This is a genomic window from Actinomadura sp. NPDC000600 (genome assembly GCF_040492135.1).
Classification (GTDB): Bacteria; Actinomycetota; Actinomycetes; order Streptosporangiales; family Streptosporangiaceae; genus Spirillospora.
This window is the reverse complement of sequence record NZ_JBEUPD010000008.1, coordinates 157,620-172,192: the sequence shown is the minus strand read 5'-3', so window position 1 is coordinate 172,192 and position 14,573 is coordinate 157,620. Positions and strand designations below refer to the sequence as shown.

14 protein-coding genes are annotated in these 14,573 nt (G+C 74.4%); 5 read left to right on the top strand and 9 right to left on the bottom strand.

The features are described 5' to 3' along the window. The first annotated feature begins 63 nt into the window (after nucleotides 1-63). From ABWI07_RS14750 to ABWI07_RS14740, 3 genes are all read left to right on the top strand, one after another. Complete coding sequence (locus tag ABWI07_RS14750) at nucleotides 64-714, top strand: TetR/AcrR family transcriptional regulator (protein WP_149257003.1); 651 nt, start codon at nucleotides 64-66, stop codon at nucleotides 712-714. Nucleotides 715-830: 116 nt separating this feature from the next. Beyond that, the gene (locus ABWI07_RS14745) at nucleotides 831-1,727 is read left to right on the top strand and encodes an RNA polymerase sigma-70 factor (protein WP_353818848.1); all 897 of its coding nucleotides are present in this window, start codon (nucleotides 831-833) and stop codon (nucleotides 1,725-1,727) included. A 167-nt stretch (nucleotides 1,728-1,894) separates the two neighbouring features. After that, the gene (locus ABWI07_RS14740) at nucleotides 1,895-3,295 is read left to right on the top strand and encodes a DUF1996 domain-containing protein (protein WP_353818847.1); all 1,401 of its coding nucleotides are present in this window, start codon (nucleotides 1,895-1,897) and stop codon (nucleotides 3,293-3,295) included. A gap of 108 nt (nucleotides 3,296-3,403) precedes the next feature. Here ABWI07_RS14740 and ABWI07_RS14735 read toward each other — a convergent pair whose 3' ends face one another. Then, nucleotides 3,404-3,874, bottom strand: coding sequence for a CBS domain-containing protein (locus ABWI07_RS14735; RefSeq protein ID WP_200841634.1), 471 nt, complete (start codon nucleotides 3,872-3,874; stop codon nucleotides 3,404-3,406). Between the two features lie 94 nt (nucleotides 3,875-3,968). Between ABWI07_RS14735 and ABWI07_RS14730 the strand changes: the two genes are divergently transcribed. Beyond that, a complete protein-coding gene (locus tag ABWI07_RS14730) occupies nucleotides 3,969-5,768 on the top strand; it encodes a chloride channel protein (protein WP_353818846.1) in 1,800 nt (599 codons plus the stop codon). 73 nt (nucleotides 5,769-5,841) lie between these two features. Here the strand turns inward: ABWI07_RS14730 and ABWI07_RS14725 are convergent, their stop codons facing one another. Then, complete coding sequence (locus ABWI07_RS14725; RefSeq protein WP_149257008.1) at nucleotides 5,842-6,174, bottom strand: histidine kinase; 333 nt, start codon at nucleotides 6,172-6,174, stop codon at nucleotides 5,842-5,844. A 222-nt stretch (nucleotides 6,175-6,396) separates the two neighbouring features. Here ABWI07_RS14725 and ABWI07_RS14720 point away from each other — a divergent pair, with 222 nt between their 5' ends. Beyond that, nucleotides 6,397-7,335 (top strand): universal stress protein, encoded by a 939-nt coding sequence (locus ABWI07_RS14720; RefSeq protein ID WP_149257009.1) that lies wholly within the window; start codon nucleotides 6,397-6,399, stop codon nucleotides 7,333-7,335. A gap of 16 nt (nucleotides 7,336-7,351) precedes the next feature. Here the strand turns inward: ABWI07_RS14720 and ABWI07_RS14715 are convergent, their stop codons facing one another. The 7 genes from ABWI07_RS14715 to acsA all read right to left on the bottom strand — a co-directional run bounded on the left by ABWI07_RS14715 (nucleotide 7,352) and on the right by acsA (nucleotide 14,563). Then, nucleotides 7,352-8,188, bottom strand: coding sequence for a universal stress protein (locus ABWI07_RS14715; RefSeq protein ID WP_268843214.1), 837 nt, complete (start codon nucleotides 8,186-8,188; stop codon nucleotides 7,352-7,354). A gap of 158 nt (nucleotides 8,189-8,346) precedes the next feature. Then, on the bottom strand, nucleotides 8,347-8,985 hold the full coding sequence (locus ABWI07_RS14710; protein WP_160160837.1) for a phosphoribosyltransferase family protein: 639 nt from the start codon (nucleotides 8,983-8,985) through the stop codon (nucleotides 8,347-8,349). Nucleotides 8,986-9,108: 123 nt separating this feature from the next. Next, nucleotides 9,109-9,351: an acyl carrier protein gene (locus ABWI07_RS14705; protein ID WP_149257012.1), complete on the bottom strand. Its 243-nt coding sequence runs from the start codon at nucleotides 9,349-9,351 to the stop codon at nucleotides 9,109-9,111. After that, a complete protein-coding gene (locus ABWI07_RS14700) occupies nucleotides 9,348-10,721 on the bottom strand; it encodes a dihydrolipoamide acetyltransferase family protein (protein WP_149257013.1) in 1,374 nt (457 codons plus the stop codon). Before ABWI07_RS14700 ends, ABWI07_RS14705 begins: the two co-directional genes overlap by 4 nt. Beyond that, the gene (locus tag ABWI07_RS14695) at nucleotides 10,714-11,742 is read right to left on the bottom strand and encodes an alpha-ketoacid dehydrogenase subunit beta (RefSeq protein WP_149257014.1); all 1,029 of its coding nucleotides are present in this window, start codon (nucleotides 11,740-11,742) and stop codon (nucleotides 10,714-10,716) included. Before ABWI07_RS14695 ends, ABWI07_RS14700 begins: the two co-directional genes overlap by 8 nt. Further along, entirely contained in the window at nucleotides 11,742-12,791 is a 1,050-nt protein-coding gene (gene pdhA / locus ABWI07_RS14690; protein WP_200841635.1) for a pyruvate dehydrogenase (acetyl-transferring) E1 component subunit alpha, read from the bottom strand. The genes ABWI07_RS14695 and pdhA overlap by 1 nt, the downstream gene beginning before the upstream one ends. After that, complete coding sequence (gene acsA / locus ABWI07_RS14685) at nucleotides 12,788-14,563, bottom strand: acetate--CoA ligase (RefSeq protein ID WP_353818845.1); 1,776 nt, start codon at nucleotides 14,561-14,563, stop codon at nucleotides 12,788-12,790. The genes pdhA and acsA overlap by 4 nt, the downstream gene beginning before the upstream one ends. Nucleotides 14,564-14,573 lie beyond the last annotated feature (10 nt).

Here is a 14,573-nt window from a genome sequence, read left to right as displayed (position 1 = left end):
TTTCTGGTGTGTACCGTCTCCAGAATTAGGGGCGAAGTCAAGGGATGCGGCACAATCGGGGCTGTGACCGAGACCTCCCGTGCGCGCCCCTACGGCGGCGTGCCCGCCGAGCAGCGCCGGTCCCGCCGCCGCGCCGCGCTGATGGCGGCCGGGCTGGAACTGCTGGGCACCCAGGGGTGGGCCGCCACGACCGTGCGGAAGGTCTGCGCCGAGGCCGGGCTCAACGACCGCTACTTCTACGAGAGCTTCCCCGACCGGGAGGCGCTGCTCCTGGCGATCGTCGACGACCAGGTCGCCCAGGGCACCGACGTGATCCTGTCCGCCGCCCGCGGCGCCCCCCGCCACCCGCAGGCCCGCACCCGCGCCGTGGTGACCGCGATCTTCGACTTCCTGACCGGCGATCCGCGCCGCGCCCACATCCTGACCCACGCGTTCCCGTCCTCCCCCCTGCTCCAGGGGCGGCGCATCGAGATCTTCCGGAGCATGGCCGCGATCTTCACCGCGCAGACCCACGAGACCCTGGACCAGGTCCTCCTTCGCGACATCGACGTCGAGCTGACCGGCCTGACCCTCACGGCCGGCCTCTGGGAGCTGTTCAGCACCTGGTTCCGCGGCGAACTGGACGTCGACCGCGACCACCTGATCGACTACACCGTCGCCCTCATGATGAGCACGATCGAGCTGGCCGCGCCCCTCCACCACCGCCTCCGCTGAGGGGCGGCACGGGCCTCAGCCACGCCGCCGCTGTGACGGAGCGCACTCGCGCGGACGTCACGAACGGCCCGCCGCCGGTGTCCAGTGAACGAGCGCGCGAACGGGAGGACCATGCCATGAGCGACCACGCCGCCGACCCGGCGACCGAGGACTTCGTCGCCCACCGCAAGCTGCTCTTCACCGTCGCCTACGAGATGCTCGGTTCCGCGGCCGACGCCGAGGACGTCCTCCAGGAGACGTGGCTCCGGTGGGTCAAGGTCGACCTGGGGCAGGTGCGCGACCGGCGCGCCTACCTGGTCCGGATCACGACCCGGCAGGCGCTCAACCGGCTGCGCACGATGACCCGCCGCAAGGAGTCCTATGTCGGCCCCTGGCTGCCCGAGCCGCTGCTCACCTCGCCGGACGTGGCGGAGGACGTCGAGCTCGCCGAGAGCATGTCGATGGCGCTGATGCTCGTCCTGGAGACGCTGTCGCCGACCGAGCGCGCCGTCTTCGTGCTGCGCGAGGTCTTCGCCGTCGGCTACGACGAGATCGCGGACGCGGTCGGCAAGAGCCCCGCGGCCGTCCGGCAGATCGCGCACCGCGCCCGCGGGCACGTGGACGCGCGCCGCCCGCGCGAGGCGGTCTCGCCGGGCGAGACCCGGGCGGCCCTGGAGTCGTTCCGGCGCGCGGTCGAGACCGGCGACCTCCAGGGCCTCCTCGACGTGCTCGCCCCCGAGGTCGTCCTGATGGGCGACGGCGGCGGCCTCAAGCAGGCCGCGCCGCGGCCCGTCACCGGGGCGGCGAAGGTGGCCCGCTTCATCATCGGCGGCACCGGCCGGATCCGGCACAAGATCACCACCGAGGTGGCCGTGGTCAACGGCGGCCCGGCCCTCGTCCTGCGGCTGGACGGCGAACTCGACGGCGTCCTGGCGGTCCGCGTCGAGGACGCCCGCATCTCCGGGCTCTACTACGTCCGCAACCCCGAGAAGCTGACCCGCGTCGAGTCCGAGACGGCGCTCACCCTCCGCTGAGCACCGGCCGCGGGCGGACCACCCGCGGCAGGCGGCTCGCGCTGAGCCGCTCCGCCGCAGCGGTCCCGCCGCACGCCGGAGCGGTTCCCCCATGGGTGAACGTTCTCGGCGCCGCGCACGTACCGCCTGCGGTAGCGGGGATCTTGTGAAGAAGCGGAAGGTGCCAGATGCAGCGCTCCGTGCGTGCACGACGCAAGAAGAGATCCATTGCCTTCCTCGCTTTCGGCGCGGGCTTCACCATGGTCGCGACCGGGGTGGCGGGGTGTGGCCGGTCGGCCGATACCAGCCTGTCGTCCGCCGACGGGGCCGCGCCCCAGAGCGTCAGCTGTCCCGCCGTCAAGCCGCGGCTTCCGCGGGTGCCCGCGTCCCAGCAGGCCGAGGTCGCGCGTGAACTGGCGCTGCTGGACTCCCAGATCGCGGAAGCGAACCGCAGGCTGAAGAGCCTGCCCGAGCGCGGCGGACGGCAGCTCGCGGTGAACGCGGTGCTGAAGCCGCTGGAGGACAAGCGCGCGGCGGCCCTCGACCGCATCGCCATCAGCTTCCAGCGCGCCGGGCAGCAGCCCCCCGCTCTGGGCGCGCTCGCCCGGTGCCGGCTGACCGGCGGCGGACAGGGCGGCGGCAGCGGCCAGGATGGCGGCGGCCAGGGCGGCGCAGGGGCGGGCAACGGAGTCGTCGGGCCGGCCGCCGCCGACTTCATCGACATCCGCAAGGTGAGACCGGTCCGGACGAAGGTCCGCCCGAACCGGAAGGCCTCGCGGGGCAGCTTCACCTCCCGGTGCGGCACGGACAAGGAGAAGCACCAGAACACCGACAACATCATCATCTCCCCCGGCGTGCCGAACGGGGCAGAGCATCTGCACGACTACGTCGGGAACCTGTCCACGGACGCGTTCTCCACCGACGCGAGCCTGGCCGCCGCCGGCACCAGTTGCCGGATCAAGGCGGAGAAGTCGACCTACTTCTGGCCGGTGCTGCGGGTGCGCCGGCAGGGCGACGCGGGCAAGGGCGCCGCGGAGAAGGACAAGAACAACGTCGGCACCGCGGTACTGCCCTCGAAGGTGATCCTGCGCTACAGCGGCAGCCCGCGCGGGAAGGTGACCGCCATGCCGCGGTTCCTGCGGCTGTTCACCGGTGACGCCAAGGCGTTCTCCAAGGGGCCCGCCAACGCGCAGGCGACCTGGACCTGCACTGGCTTCACCGACAGGCGCACCGACAAGTACCCGCTCTGCCCCAAGGGCAGCGATGTGGTGCGCTTCTTCGACGAGCCGAGCTGCTGGGACGGGAAGAACACCGACAGCGCCAACCACCGCGCCCACGCCGTCTTCCCCGAGGACGACGGCAGGTGTCCTGCCGGGTTCAAGGCCATCCCGCATCTGACCATGGCACTCGTCTACAAGGGCATCCCCAACACGACGCCCAAGAACGACGGCGACGTCCGGTTCGCGGTGGACGGTTTCGCCACCGAGCAGCACAAGCCCATCACCGACCACGCCGGTTACATCAACGTCATGTCCAAGCGGCTGAACGCCGCGGTCGCCAAGTGCGTCAACCGCAACCGGAGGTGCTGAACCTCCCGGCCGGCCATCCCGCCGTGCACCGCGGTTCGCGATGGCCGCCGCGCCGACGGCGACGACGGCGCCCTCGGAAGGGCCGACGCCGGGCCGAGGTCCGACGGCTCAGCTCGGCGGACGGTCGGGGAGGATCCGGTCGAGGAAGTGCGCGACGGTGATGACGCCGATCATGGGCGCGTCGGTGCGGTCGGCCTCGCCGCTGACCGCGACGACGGGGCTGCGGTCGGCGGCCATGACGCTGGCTATCTCCATGACGGTGGCGTCGGCGTCCACGACGGGCAGCGCCTTGCGGTCCTCGACGAGGAGGTCCGCGACGGTCCTGTCGCCGAGCCTTGCGCACAGCTTGTCGGCGTGGCGCTCGTCGTAGACCCGGGCCAGCGCGGGGTCGTCCCGGACGTGCGGCGGGATGATGGCCCGCAGGAGCCGCGAACCCGGGATCACCGCGACGGGGCGGCGGTCGGGGTCGACGACGATCAGCCCCGCGAGCGAATGCTCGGCCACGAGCCGGGCCGCGTCCAGGGCGCTGTCGTCCGGCGTGACGGTCGGGTAGTCGACGGCGAGGTCTCGTGCGCGCACGGCTCCAACGTAGCCGACCGCCCCGGACCCGAACCGGGCAGCGTATTGCATAATGCAATAGTTAGCTCGGTGAACCGACGGAAGGGGCCGGTGAGTGGGCGAGGGTTCGGCAGGGGAACGGATACCGGTCGAGGGCGGGGCGCGCGGCCTGCCGGCGAAGGTCCGCGAGACCCAGTGGGGCCTGGTCCTGCTGGCCTTGCTGGTCGGATGCGGGGCCGGAGCGGGCGCCGTGGTCTTCCGCGAGCTCATCACCGCGTTCACCCACCTGTTGACGGGGCACGGCGACTACTCCGCGGCCGGACGGGACGCGCATCCGCGGCTGCCGTGGTTGGGGCCGTTCTTCGTGCTCCTCGTGCCGGCGGTGGCGGGGCTGGTGTACGGGCCGCTGGTCCAGCGGTTCGCCCCCGAGGCGCGCGGCCACGGCGTGCCGGAGGTCATGTTCGCCGTCGCGCAGCGGGGCGGGCGCATCGCCCCGCAGGTCGCGGTGGTCAAGTCCCTGGCCTCGGCGCTGACCATCGGGGCGGGCGGCTCGGTGGGGCGCGAGGGGCCGATCGTGCAGATCGGCGCGGCGCTCGGCTCCACGCTGGGCCGCGTCGCGCGGGTCGCCGAGAACCGGTTGCGGGTCCTGGTGGCCTGCGGCGCCGCCGGCGGCATCGCCGCGACCTTCAACGCGCCGCTGGCCGGGGTGTTCTTCGCGATGGAGCTGATCCTGCGCGACTACACCGTCGAGTCGTTCGGCGTGGTGGTGCTGTCGAGCGTGACGGCCAGCGTGATCGGCCGGGCCGTGTTCGGCTCGGCCTCGTTCATGTCGCCGCCTGACTTCCACGTCGCCCACCCGGTCGAGTACCTCCTGTTCGCCCTGCTCGGCCTGCTCGGGGCCCTGGCCGGGGTCGGGTTCACCCGCGCCCTGTACACGGTGGAGGACGTGTGCGACACACTCTGGCGGGGGCCCGAATGGCTGCGGCCCGCCGCGGGCGGTCTGCTGCTGGGCGGCCTGCTGCTGGCCCTCCCGCAGATGTACGGCGTGGGCTACCCCGTGCTGCAGGACGCCGTGAACGGCCGCTATGTGATCGGGTTCCTGCTCCTGCTGCTCGTGGGCAAGATCCTCGCCACCAGCCTGACCATCGGGATCGGCGGTTCCGGCGGGGTGTTCGCGCCGAGCCTGTTCATGGGCGCGATGCTCGGCAGCGCCTTCGGCGCGGCGGCGCACCAACTCGCCCCCTCGGTCACCACCTCACCGGGCGCCTACGGGCTGGTGGGCATGGGCGCGGTGTTCGCCGGCGCCGCCCGGGCCCCGATCACCGCCGTGGTGATCCTTTTCGAGCTGACCGGCGAGTACTCCATCATCCTGCCGATGATGACCGCGATCGTCGTGGCCGCCCTCGTCGGCCGGCACCTGTCGGACGACACCATCTACAGCCTCAAGCTCCGCCGCCGCGGCATCGACCTGGACGCCGCACCGGCCGACCCCCGCATGACCCGTCGCGTCGGCGGTGTGATGGACGCCGTCCCCGAGCCGCTGCCGGCCACGCTCGCCCTGGCGGACGCCTCCCGGCTGCTCGCCCTCTCCGAGCATGGTGCTCTGCCGGTTCTGGACGGCCAAGGCGCCTACCAAGGGGTCGTCACCGCTCGTGCGGTCGCCGAAGCGCTGGCCGACACCGAGTCGCGGACGGACACCGGGCGCTCGCCGGCCGCCGGCGGTCTGGCGCAGATGCCCACGCCGCTGACCACGGACATGCCGCTCGTCGACGCCCTTCACGTCCTGACGTCCACGGACGGGACCGGCGTGCCCGTCCTGGACCCCGAACGCACCGTCCTCTCCGGCTGGATCACCCACCAGGCCGTCCTTCGAGCCCTCCACGCCCCCGAAGGGGCTCTGGGGGCGCAGGTGTGAGAGGGGGCGGCCTCGTCGCGTCCTGAGGACGGGAGGCGGTCCGGTTCCCCGCGCCGGTCGGCGGGGTGCGGCCTCAGCGGTCCGGTGCGTCCGGGTGCCGGGGGGCGGTGCGCAGGTCGAAGACCACGCGGCGCAGTTCGGCGATGGTGTCGTCCAGTACGGCCAGGGCCGCCTGGACGCCCTGGCCGGCACGCGGGTCCTGGATGCGGGCCAGCGCGCCGTTCAGTTCGAGGCCGATGGCGAACAGCCGGCGGGTGATCTGGTCGGCGAGGTCGCGGGCCACGCGCTGCGCGTCGGAGCCCAGCTGCCGGGCGAGCGCATCGGCGGCCTGCTGGGCGGGCGGGGCACGGCCGGCGGCGTCACCCGATCCGTAGGCGCGCCCGGGCGCAGGTGACGGGTAGGTCATCTGGGAGAACTACCCGGACCGCGCCGCGAGCCACGCCCGCACTGCCCGAGTTTGTAGGCGTTTTGCCGACTCTGTCCACAATTCGGGGGCCCGCTCCACGGCGGCCGGCGTCCGTGGTCGAAGCGGAGGGCCGAAGGTCCCCCGAACCGGGGACAGCGGCCCCTACCTGCGCCTTCTCCTCGCCGGGAAGGCTGGACGCACCGACAGGGGGAGGGATCGGCCATGAACGATCGAGAGAGGACGGGCACCGTCCTGGTCGGATACGACGGGTCGCCCGCCGCCGACGAGGCGCTCCGCTGGGGGGTGCGGGAGGCTCTGTCCCGCCGCCTGCCCCTCACGGTCTGCCACGCCTGGCACTGGCCCTATCCGTTGCGTCTGCCGGACAAGGACACCCTGGAGGTCCTCCGCGGCGCGGGGGCCATCGTGGCGGACGACGGCGTGCGCAAGGCCCACGGCCTCGCCGAGGGCCTGGACGTCCGCTGGCGCCTGGACCGGGGGTGGGCCTCGGCCGTGCTGCTGGAGGCGTCCCGCGAGGCCGACATGGTCGTGCTCGGCTCGCGTGGGCACGGCGGGTTCGAGGGACTCTCGGTGGGCTCCACCGCGGTCCAGGTGGCGTCCCATGCCGATCGCCCGGTCATCGTCGTCCGGCCGGACCTGCCGCCCGCACGACCGGACGGCGAGCGGCTCGTCGTCGGGGTGGACGGCTCGCCGGGCGCCGAGTCGGCCATCGGCTTCGCCTTCGAGGAGGCCGCGCTGCGCGGCGCGTCCGTCACGGCCGTGTGCAGCTGGTGGGACCCCTCCGCGTTCCGCGGACCGGACCGCGTCCCCTTCAGCGATCCCGAGGTGATCAGGCGCGAGGCCATGGCGCGGTTCGAGGAGGACATCGCCCCCTGGCGGACCCGGTACCCGCAGGTGCGGCTGGAGACCGAGTTCATGGTCGACACTCCGCGGCGGGCCCTGCTCGGCGCCGCCCACGGCGCGGCGCTGCTGGTCATGGGCGCGCGCGGGATCGGCGCCGGACCCCAGACGCTCCTGGGCCCGGTCACCCAGGCCGCGCTGCAGGAAGCGCCCTGCCCGGTGGCGGTGGTGCCCGCGCAGGGGACCGGACGCGGCAGGACGCCCGAGGCAGCGGGCGCCTCGGCGCGCGGCGGGACGGTCTGAAGAGCCCGAACACGCGTCACGCGGGCCGGGCGATGAGGACCGGACGGCCGCACCGGTGGATCACCGTGTAGGCGACCGATCCAAGCGGCATGAGCGGGTCCCTGTGGTCATGAGGGCCGACCACGACGAGCTGGGCGCCGGCCGAGACCTGGAGCAGGGCCTTCCTGGGGCTGTCGTTGACCACCTCGGCGGTGACCTGGACCTCGGGGAACCGGGTCCGCCAGTCGGCCAGCGCCTCCTCGATCCGCGCCTCCGCCGCCTGCCGGTGGTGCCGCAGGAGCGCGGCGAGCTCGGCGGAGTGCACCGGATCGGGGACCTGGAAGAACCGGAAGGCGTGGACGACCCGCAGCGGCGCCCGCCAGAGCGCCGCCTCACGGAAGGCCTCGGCCAGCACCGCCCCGGTGGACGGCCCGTCCACGCCGGCGACGATCTCGGCATGGCCGGTGGTCGGCTCGCGCAGGGCCGGCGCGAGCGCCACCGAGACCGGCGCGTGCGCCGCCACCTTGAAGGCCACGGAGCCGAGGACGAGGCCGGCGAGGCCGCCGCTGCCACGGGTGCCGACGACCACCAGCCCCGCGTCCCGGGCGCGCGCGACCAGCGCGCTCGCCGCGTCGTCGACGACCAGTTCGCTCGACGTCTCGACGCCCTCCATGCGCCTGCGCACCCGCTCCTCGGCCTCGTCCAGCAACCGCCGCGCCGCACCCCACTCGGGCTCCTGCTCGATGCCGGGAGCCGTGCCGCCGCGGACCTGCGGGAGGGCGTGCAGGAGGCGGAGGGCGACCCTGCGGACCCTGGCCTCGCCGGCCGCCCAGTCCAGCGCCCGGGTGCCGGTCTCGGACCCGTCCACCCCCACCAAGATCGGACCGTTCACAACAATCCCCCCAACCGCGAGTCCGCGCCGCGTACCTGCGAGGACACCGCCTCAACGAGATGCTGCCCCGTTCCGCCCCCCGGAAAAGGACCGCGCTCCCCGCGGGCGGGTCGAGCCCGCCCCGGCGCGCCGGGGCGGGCTCATGCCGTGTGCTCGGCCGCCCGTTCGAGCAGCCGGGCGGACTCGGCCTCGGAGACCGGCGCGAAGTCCAGGTAGAAGTCGCTCGCGGCGACGAAGAACGTCGGCGAGAGCGGGCAGACCACCTCGTCGGCGACGGTCCACAGGCGGTCGAGCGTGGCGGGCGCCGCCGCGGGCACGGCGAAGACGACCCGCCCCGCGCCCTGCGCACGGGCGTCGCGGCACGCTGCCTCCGCGACCGGGCGGGAGGCCGCGCCGTCGTCGACGACGATGACGTCCCGGCCGGCCAGCGGCAGGCGCGGGCGCCCCCCGCGCAGCCGGAGCCCGAGCGCCCGCGCCTCGACGCGGGCGGCCCGTTCCAGCTCCCCGATCCGCCCCTCGCCGGCCGCGGACCGCCGGACGGCGTCCTCGTCCAGGACGCGCGCCCGGCCCTCGCCGACCGCGCCCACGACGCCGGGAATCCCCGGGACGGCGAACTCGCGCACCACCAGCACGTCCAACGCGCAGCCGAGCAGCGCGGCGGCCTCGGCCGCCACGAGGACACCGCCCCCCGCGAGGCCCAGGACCCGCACGTCCCCGCCCGTGTACCGCCGCAGGTTCGCAACGAGCTGCCGTCCCGCGTCCCGCCGATCGGAGTACATCGCCCCCACCTCGCTCCTGGCCGTTCCACCCACCAGCATCCGGTGCGGGCCTCCGGCGTTCCAGGGCGCATCGGCCCGCCTCGGCCCGACCTTCGTCCCGACCCCGCCGAGGGCCCGCGGGCGTCAGGTGCGGCGGGTCAGGTAGGCGACGCAGCCGTCCAGGGTGGCCAGCTCCGGGTAGTCGTCCTCGTCGATGCGCAGGCCCGAGCCGTCGCTCAGCCCCTCGACGAAGCCGAGGAAGTCGAGCGAGTCGAGGCCGAGGTCCTCGCGCAGGTCGGCGTCCCCGCCGACGGTCGCGGCATCGACGTCGGGGGCCGCCTTCTCCAGCGAGCGGGCGGCCAGGTCGCGTGCCTCTCGGGGTGTCATAGCTCCTCCGGGCTCTGCAGCAGCCGGTCCACGGCCTCCAGGAGGCGCGCGCCCGTGTGGCCGTCGGTGGCCCTGTGGTCGGCGGCCAGCGTGGCGGTGACCACCGGGCGGACGCCCAGCAGCCCGTCCACCGCCCACGGCCGCTGGACGATCCTGCCGAAGCCGAGCAGGGCCACCTGCGGCGGGAAGATGACGCCGGTCACCGACTCCACGCCCCGGTCGCCCAGGTTGGTGACGGTGATCGTCGCGTCGCTCAGCTCGGACCCGCGCAGCCGGCCCGTCCGGGCGCGGACGAGCATCTCCTTCAGCGCGGCCATCAGGTCGTCCAGGGACAGCTCGTCGGCGCCGCGCAGGGTCGGTGTCACCAGCCCGCCGCCGCGCAGCGCGGTGACGATGCCGAGGTGGACGCCCTCTCCGGGGACGAACGCCTCGTCGAGCCAGTGGCCGTTGAGTTCGGGGACCTCCCGCGCCGCCAGCGCACCGGCCTTGAGCAGCAGCGCGGCCGGGAGGATCCGCCCCGACACCGGGAGTTCGCGGTTGCGCGCCTGGAGCCAGGCCGTCGCGGCGCCCATGTCGATGGTGGTGCCGAGGTAGTAGTGCGGGATCTCGCGCTTGCTCCGGGCCATCAGCTCGCCGATCGCCCGCCGCATCGCGGCCTGCTTGTCCGCCGCCGCGGGCCGTGCGGGGGCCGCCCTCCGCGGTTCGGCGGCCGGGTGCGGTTCGGCGGCGGGGTGCGCTTCGGCGGCCGGGCGCGGGCCGCCCGCAGCGGCGCGGACGTCGTCGGCCCGGATGGCGCCGTGGGCACCCGACCCGCGCACCCGGCCCAGGTCGACGTCGAGCTCGCCGGCGATCCGGCGGGCCAGGGGCGACGCCTTCGGCCGGCCCGCCGGGCGGGTCGCCCTCTCGACGTCGGCGCGAATGATCCTGCCGTCGTGCCCCGTGCCGTGCACCGACGCCAGGTCGACGCCCCGCTCCTCGGCGAGGCGCCGGACGAGCGGGGTCGCCGCCCGCCGGTGCGCGGGAGCACGGGACGGCTTCCTCCGCTCCCGCGCCGGGCCCGCCGCGGGCGCCGCGGCGCCGGACGGCTCGGGAGCGGCGGGAGGGGCGGGAGGGAGCGCGCCGCCCGGCGGCGCCGCCGTCGAGCTCAGCCGGGCGAGCGGGGTCCCGACCGGCACGCTGGCGCCGGGCTCGACGAGGAGGGCGTCGACCACGCCGTCGTCGAAGCACTCGACCTCGATGTCGGCCTTGTCGGTCTCGACGACGGCGACGGTGTCGCCTCTGTGCACCCGGTCTCCGGGCTTGACCAGCCATTCGGTGAGGGTGCCGCGGTCCATGTCGGCGCCGAGGGAGGGCATCGTGAAGTCAGGCATCGCCGCTCACCACCCGGTGCGCGGCGGCGACGACGTCGTCCGGCTGCGGCAGCGCGGCCTCCTCCAGGTGCCGGGGGTAGGGGATGGGGATCTCGGCGCCGCAGACGCGGGCGACGGGCGCGTCGAGGTCGTAGAACACCTGCTCGGTGATGCGGGCGCTGATCTCCGCGGACAGGCTCCCCGACCGCCACGCCTCGTCCACGACCACGGCGCGGTGGGTGCGGCGGACCGAGTCCATGATCGTGGCGTCGTCCAGCGGGCGCAGCGACCGCAGGTCGACGACCTCAGCCTCGACGCCCTCGGCGGCGAGCGTCTCGGCGGCCTCCAGGGTCTTGTGGAGGGTCCCGCCGTAGGTGATCAGGCTGACGTCCGCGCCGGCCCGGCGCACCGCCGCGCGGTCGATGTCCACCGCGCCCGCGCCTGGCGGCAGCTCGCCGGACATCCCGTACAGCGACCCGTGCTCGAAGAGCAGCACGGGATCGGGGTCCTCCAGCGCGGTCCACAGCATGCCGCGGGCGTCCTCCAGGGTCGCGGGGGCGACGATCCGCAGGCCGGGGATGTGGGTGTACCAGCCTTCGAGGCTGTGCGAGTGCTGGGCGGCCAGCTGCCGGCCCGCCCCGGTGGTCATCCGGATGACCAGCGGGACGCCGAACTGCCCGCCGGACATGTGCGACAGCGTCGCCGCGTTGTTGAGGATCTGGTCCAGCGCGAGCAGGCTGAAGTTGACCGTCATGATCTCCACGACGGGGCGCATCCCGGCGAGGGCCGCGCCGATGCCCGCGCCGACGAACGCCGACTCCGACAGGGGCGTGTCGCGGATCCGCTCGGGCCCGAACTCCTCCAGCAGGCCGAGGCTGACCGCGAAGCAGCCGCCGTAGCGTCCCACGTCCTCGCCCATCAGGAACACGCGCTCGTCCTTCGCCAGCGCCTCCCGCAGGGCCGCCCGCATGGCTTCGCGGTACGTGGTCCCGCCGTGCTCGGCGGGCGCGGGCGCGCCGGACCGCGCCTGGGTGGTGGTCATCACCGCACCGCCTTCTCCGAGTAGACGAAGCGCGCCAGGTCGGCGACCGGCTCCAGCGGCGCCTTCCGCGCCGCCTCCACCGCGCCGTCGATCTCGGCGGCGATCTCCTTGTCCATCGCGGTGAGGTCGTCCTCGCCGAGGTCGCCGTCGGCGCGCAGCCGGGCGGCCAGGGCGTCGATCGGGTCGTGGCGCTTCCACTCCTCGATCTCGGCCTTGGCGCGGTAGCGGTCCGGGTCGTACATCGAGTGGGCGCGGTACCGGTAGGTGCGCATCTCCAGGAAGTGCGGGCCCCCGCCCCAGCGCACCGACTCGGCCGCCCGCCGCGCGGCCGCGGAGACCGCGAGCACGTCCATGCCGTCGACGGCCCACGACACCAGGCCGTAGGACGAGGCGCGCAGGGCCAGGTCGGTCTCGGCGTGCTCGCGGGCGAGCGCGGTCCCCATCGCGTACCGGTTGTTCTCGCAGACGAACAGGACCGGCAGCCGCCACAGCGCGGCCAGGTTCAGGCACTCGTGGAACTCGCCCTCGGCGGCGGCCCCGTCCCCGAGGAAGCACGCCGTGACGCGCTCGTCGCCGCGCATCCGGTCGGCGAGCGCCAGCCCGACCGCGAGCGGCAGCCCGCCGGCCACGATGGCGTTGCCTCCGTAGAACCGGGTCGCCGCGTCGAACAGGTGCATCGAGCCGCCGCGGCCGCGGCTGCAGCCGGTGACCCGGCCGAACATCTCCGCCATGACCGCCTCGGCCGGGATCCCGCGCGCGAGGGCGTGCCCGTGCTCGCGGTAGGTGGTGACGACGGCGTCCTGCGGCCCGAGCGCCGGCATCACCCCGGCGGCGACGGCCTCCTCACCGATGTACAGGTGCATGAACCCGCGGATCTCGGCCGCGCTGTACAGCTCGACGCAGCGCTCCTCGAAGCGCCGGATGCGCAGCATCTCGTGCAGCAGGCCGCGGCGCTGCTTCGCCGCCGCCTCCCGCGCCGCCGCGTCCGCCGCCCGGCCGCCGCCCCCTCCGGCGGCGCCGCCGGGCTCGGTCCTCTTCTTCCTGGTCATGGGCTCCGCTCCAGTGTCGACACGTCCCCTTCGGGAAGCCCGAGCTCGCGCGCCTTCAGCAGCCGGCGCATCACCTTGCCCGAGCGGGTGTGCGGGAGGTGCCGGTCGAACGCGATCTCCTTGGGCGCCAGGGACGCCAGCCTGCGGCGGCCGAACGCGATCAGCTCGCGGCGCATCGCCTCGTCCGCCTCGTAGCCGGGCCGCAGGGTCACGAACGCCTTGACGACCTCCCCCGCGACCGGGTCCGGCCTGCCGATGACCCCCGCCTCGGCGACGGCCTCGTGCTCCATCAGCGCGCTCTCGACCTCGAACGGCCCGATGAGGTGCCCGGCCGACTTGATCACGTCGTCCGCGCGGGCGACGAACCAGTAGTAGCCGTCGGCGTCCCGGCGGGCGATGTCCCCGGTGAGGTACCAGCCGCCGGCGAACGCCTTGGCGTAGCGCGCGTCGTCGTGCAGGTAGCCGCGGAACATCGACGGCCATCCGGGCCGCAGCGCGAGCTCGCCTTCGGCCTCCGGACCGCGCGCCACCGCCACCGTTCCGTCGGCCGACACCCGTGCGCGCCCGTCCGGGCCGCGCTCCAGCAGCCCGACCTCCACGCCGGGCACCGGACGCCCCATCGAGCCGGGCCTGATCTCCATGGACGCGTAGTTGCTGATCATGATCGCACCGGTCTCGGTCTGCCACCAGTTGTCGTGCACGGGCAGCCCGAAGGCCGTCACGCCCCACACGACGGCCTCGGGGTTGAGCGGCTCCCCCACGCTGGCGACGAACCGCAGGGCGGACAGGTCGTGGGCGCGCGCCGGCTCGGCCCCGTAACGCATGAGCATCCGCAGCGCCGTCGGCGCCGTGTACCAGACCGAGACCCGCTGCTCCTCCAGGATCCGGTACCAGCGCCGCACGTCGAACTCCGCGGCGTCCACCAGCAGCGTCGCCCCGTGGGTGAGCGGGGCGACGATCCCGTAGGAGGTGCCCGTGACCCAGCCCGGGTCGGCCGTGCACCAGAACACGTCCCCCTGGCGCAGATCCAGCGCGAAGGCCGCGGTCGCGTGGTGCGCCACGACCGCCTCGTGGACGTGCACCGCGCCCTTGGGCCGTCCCGTGGTGCCGCTGGTGAAGTGCAGCAGCGCCATGTCCTGCGGGTCGGTCGGCGGTATCTCGAAGACCGGGGCGACGTCGTCCATGATCTCCTGGTAGGAGACCGTGCCGGGCGGCGCCTCGTAGCCGCCGACGACCAGCACGTGCTCCAGCCCCGGCAGCTCGTCCCGGATCTGGGCGATCTTCCTCGTGTACAGCTCGGGGCTGGTGACCAGCACCTTCCCGTCGCCGAGCCGGAGCCGGTCGCGGATCGGCTCCGGCCCGAACGCGGGGAACAGCGGCGAGAGGACACTGGTGTTCTTCAGCGTCCCGAGCGCCGCCACGTAGAGCTCCGGGACGCGGCCCAGCAGCGAGAACACCCGGTCCCCCCGGTGCACCCCGAGCGCACGCAGCACGTTGGCGAACCGGCAGGTCTCGTCCCGCAGCCGCGCGTAGGTGAGCTCCGTGACCCGGTCGTGGCGGTCCAGGCAGCGCAGCGCCACCCGGTCGGCGAGCGGCCCCTCGGCGTGTCGGTCGACGGCCTCATGGGCGATGTTGAGCCCCCGCCCGCCCGGGAGGCCGTCCATGGCGGCCCGCGCGTCGTCCCAGCGGAAGCGGTCGTAGACCTTCTCGTAGTCGTCCAGGTTCGGTGGGAGGCCCGGGCGGCCGGGCCTGGTGACGGGTTGCCGGCCCATTCGGCTCACC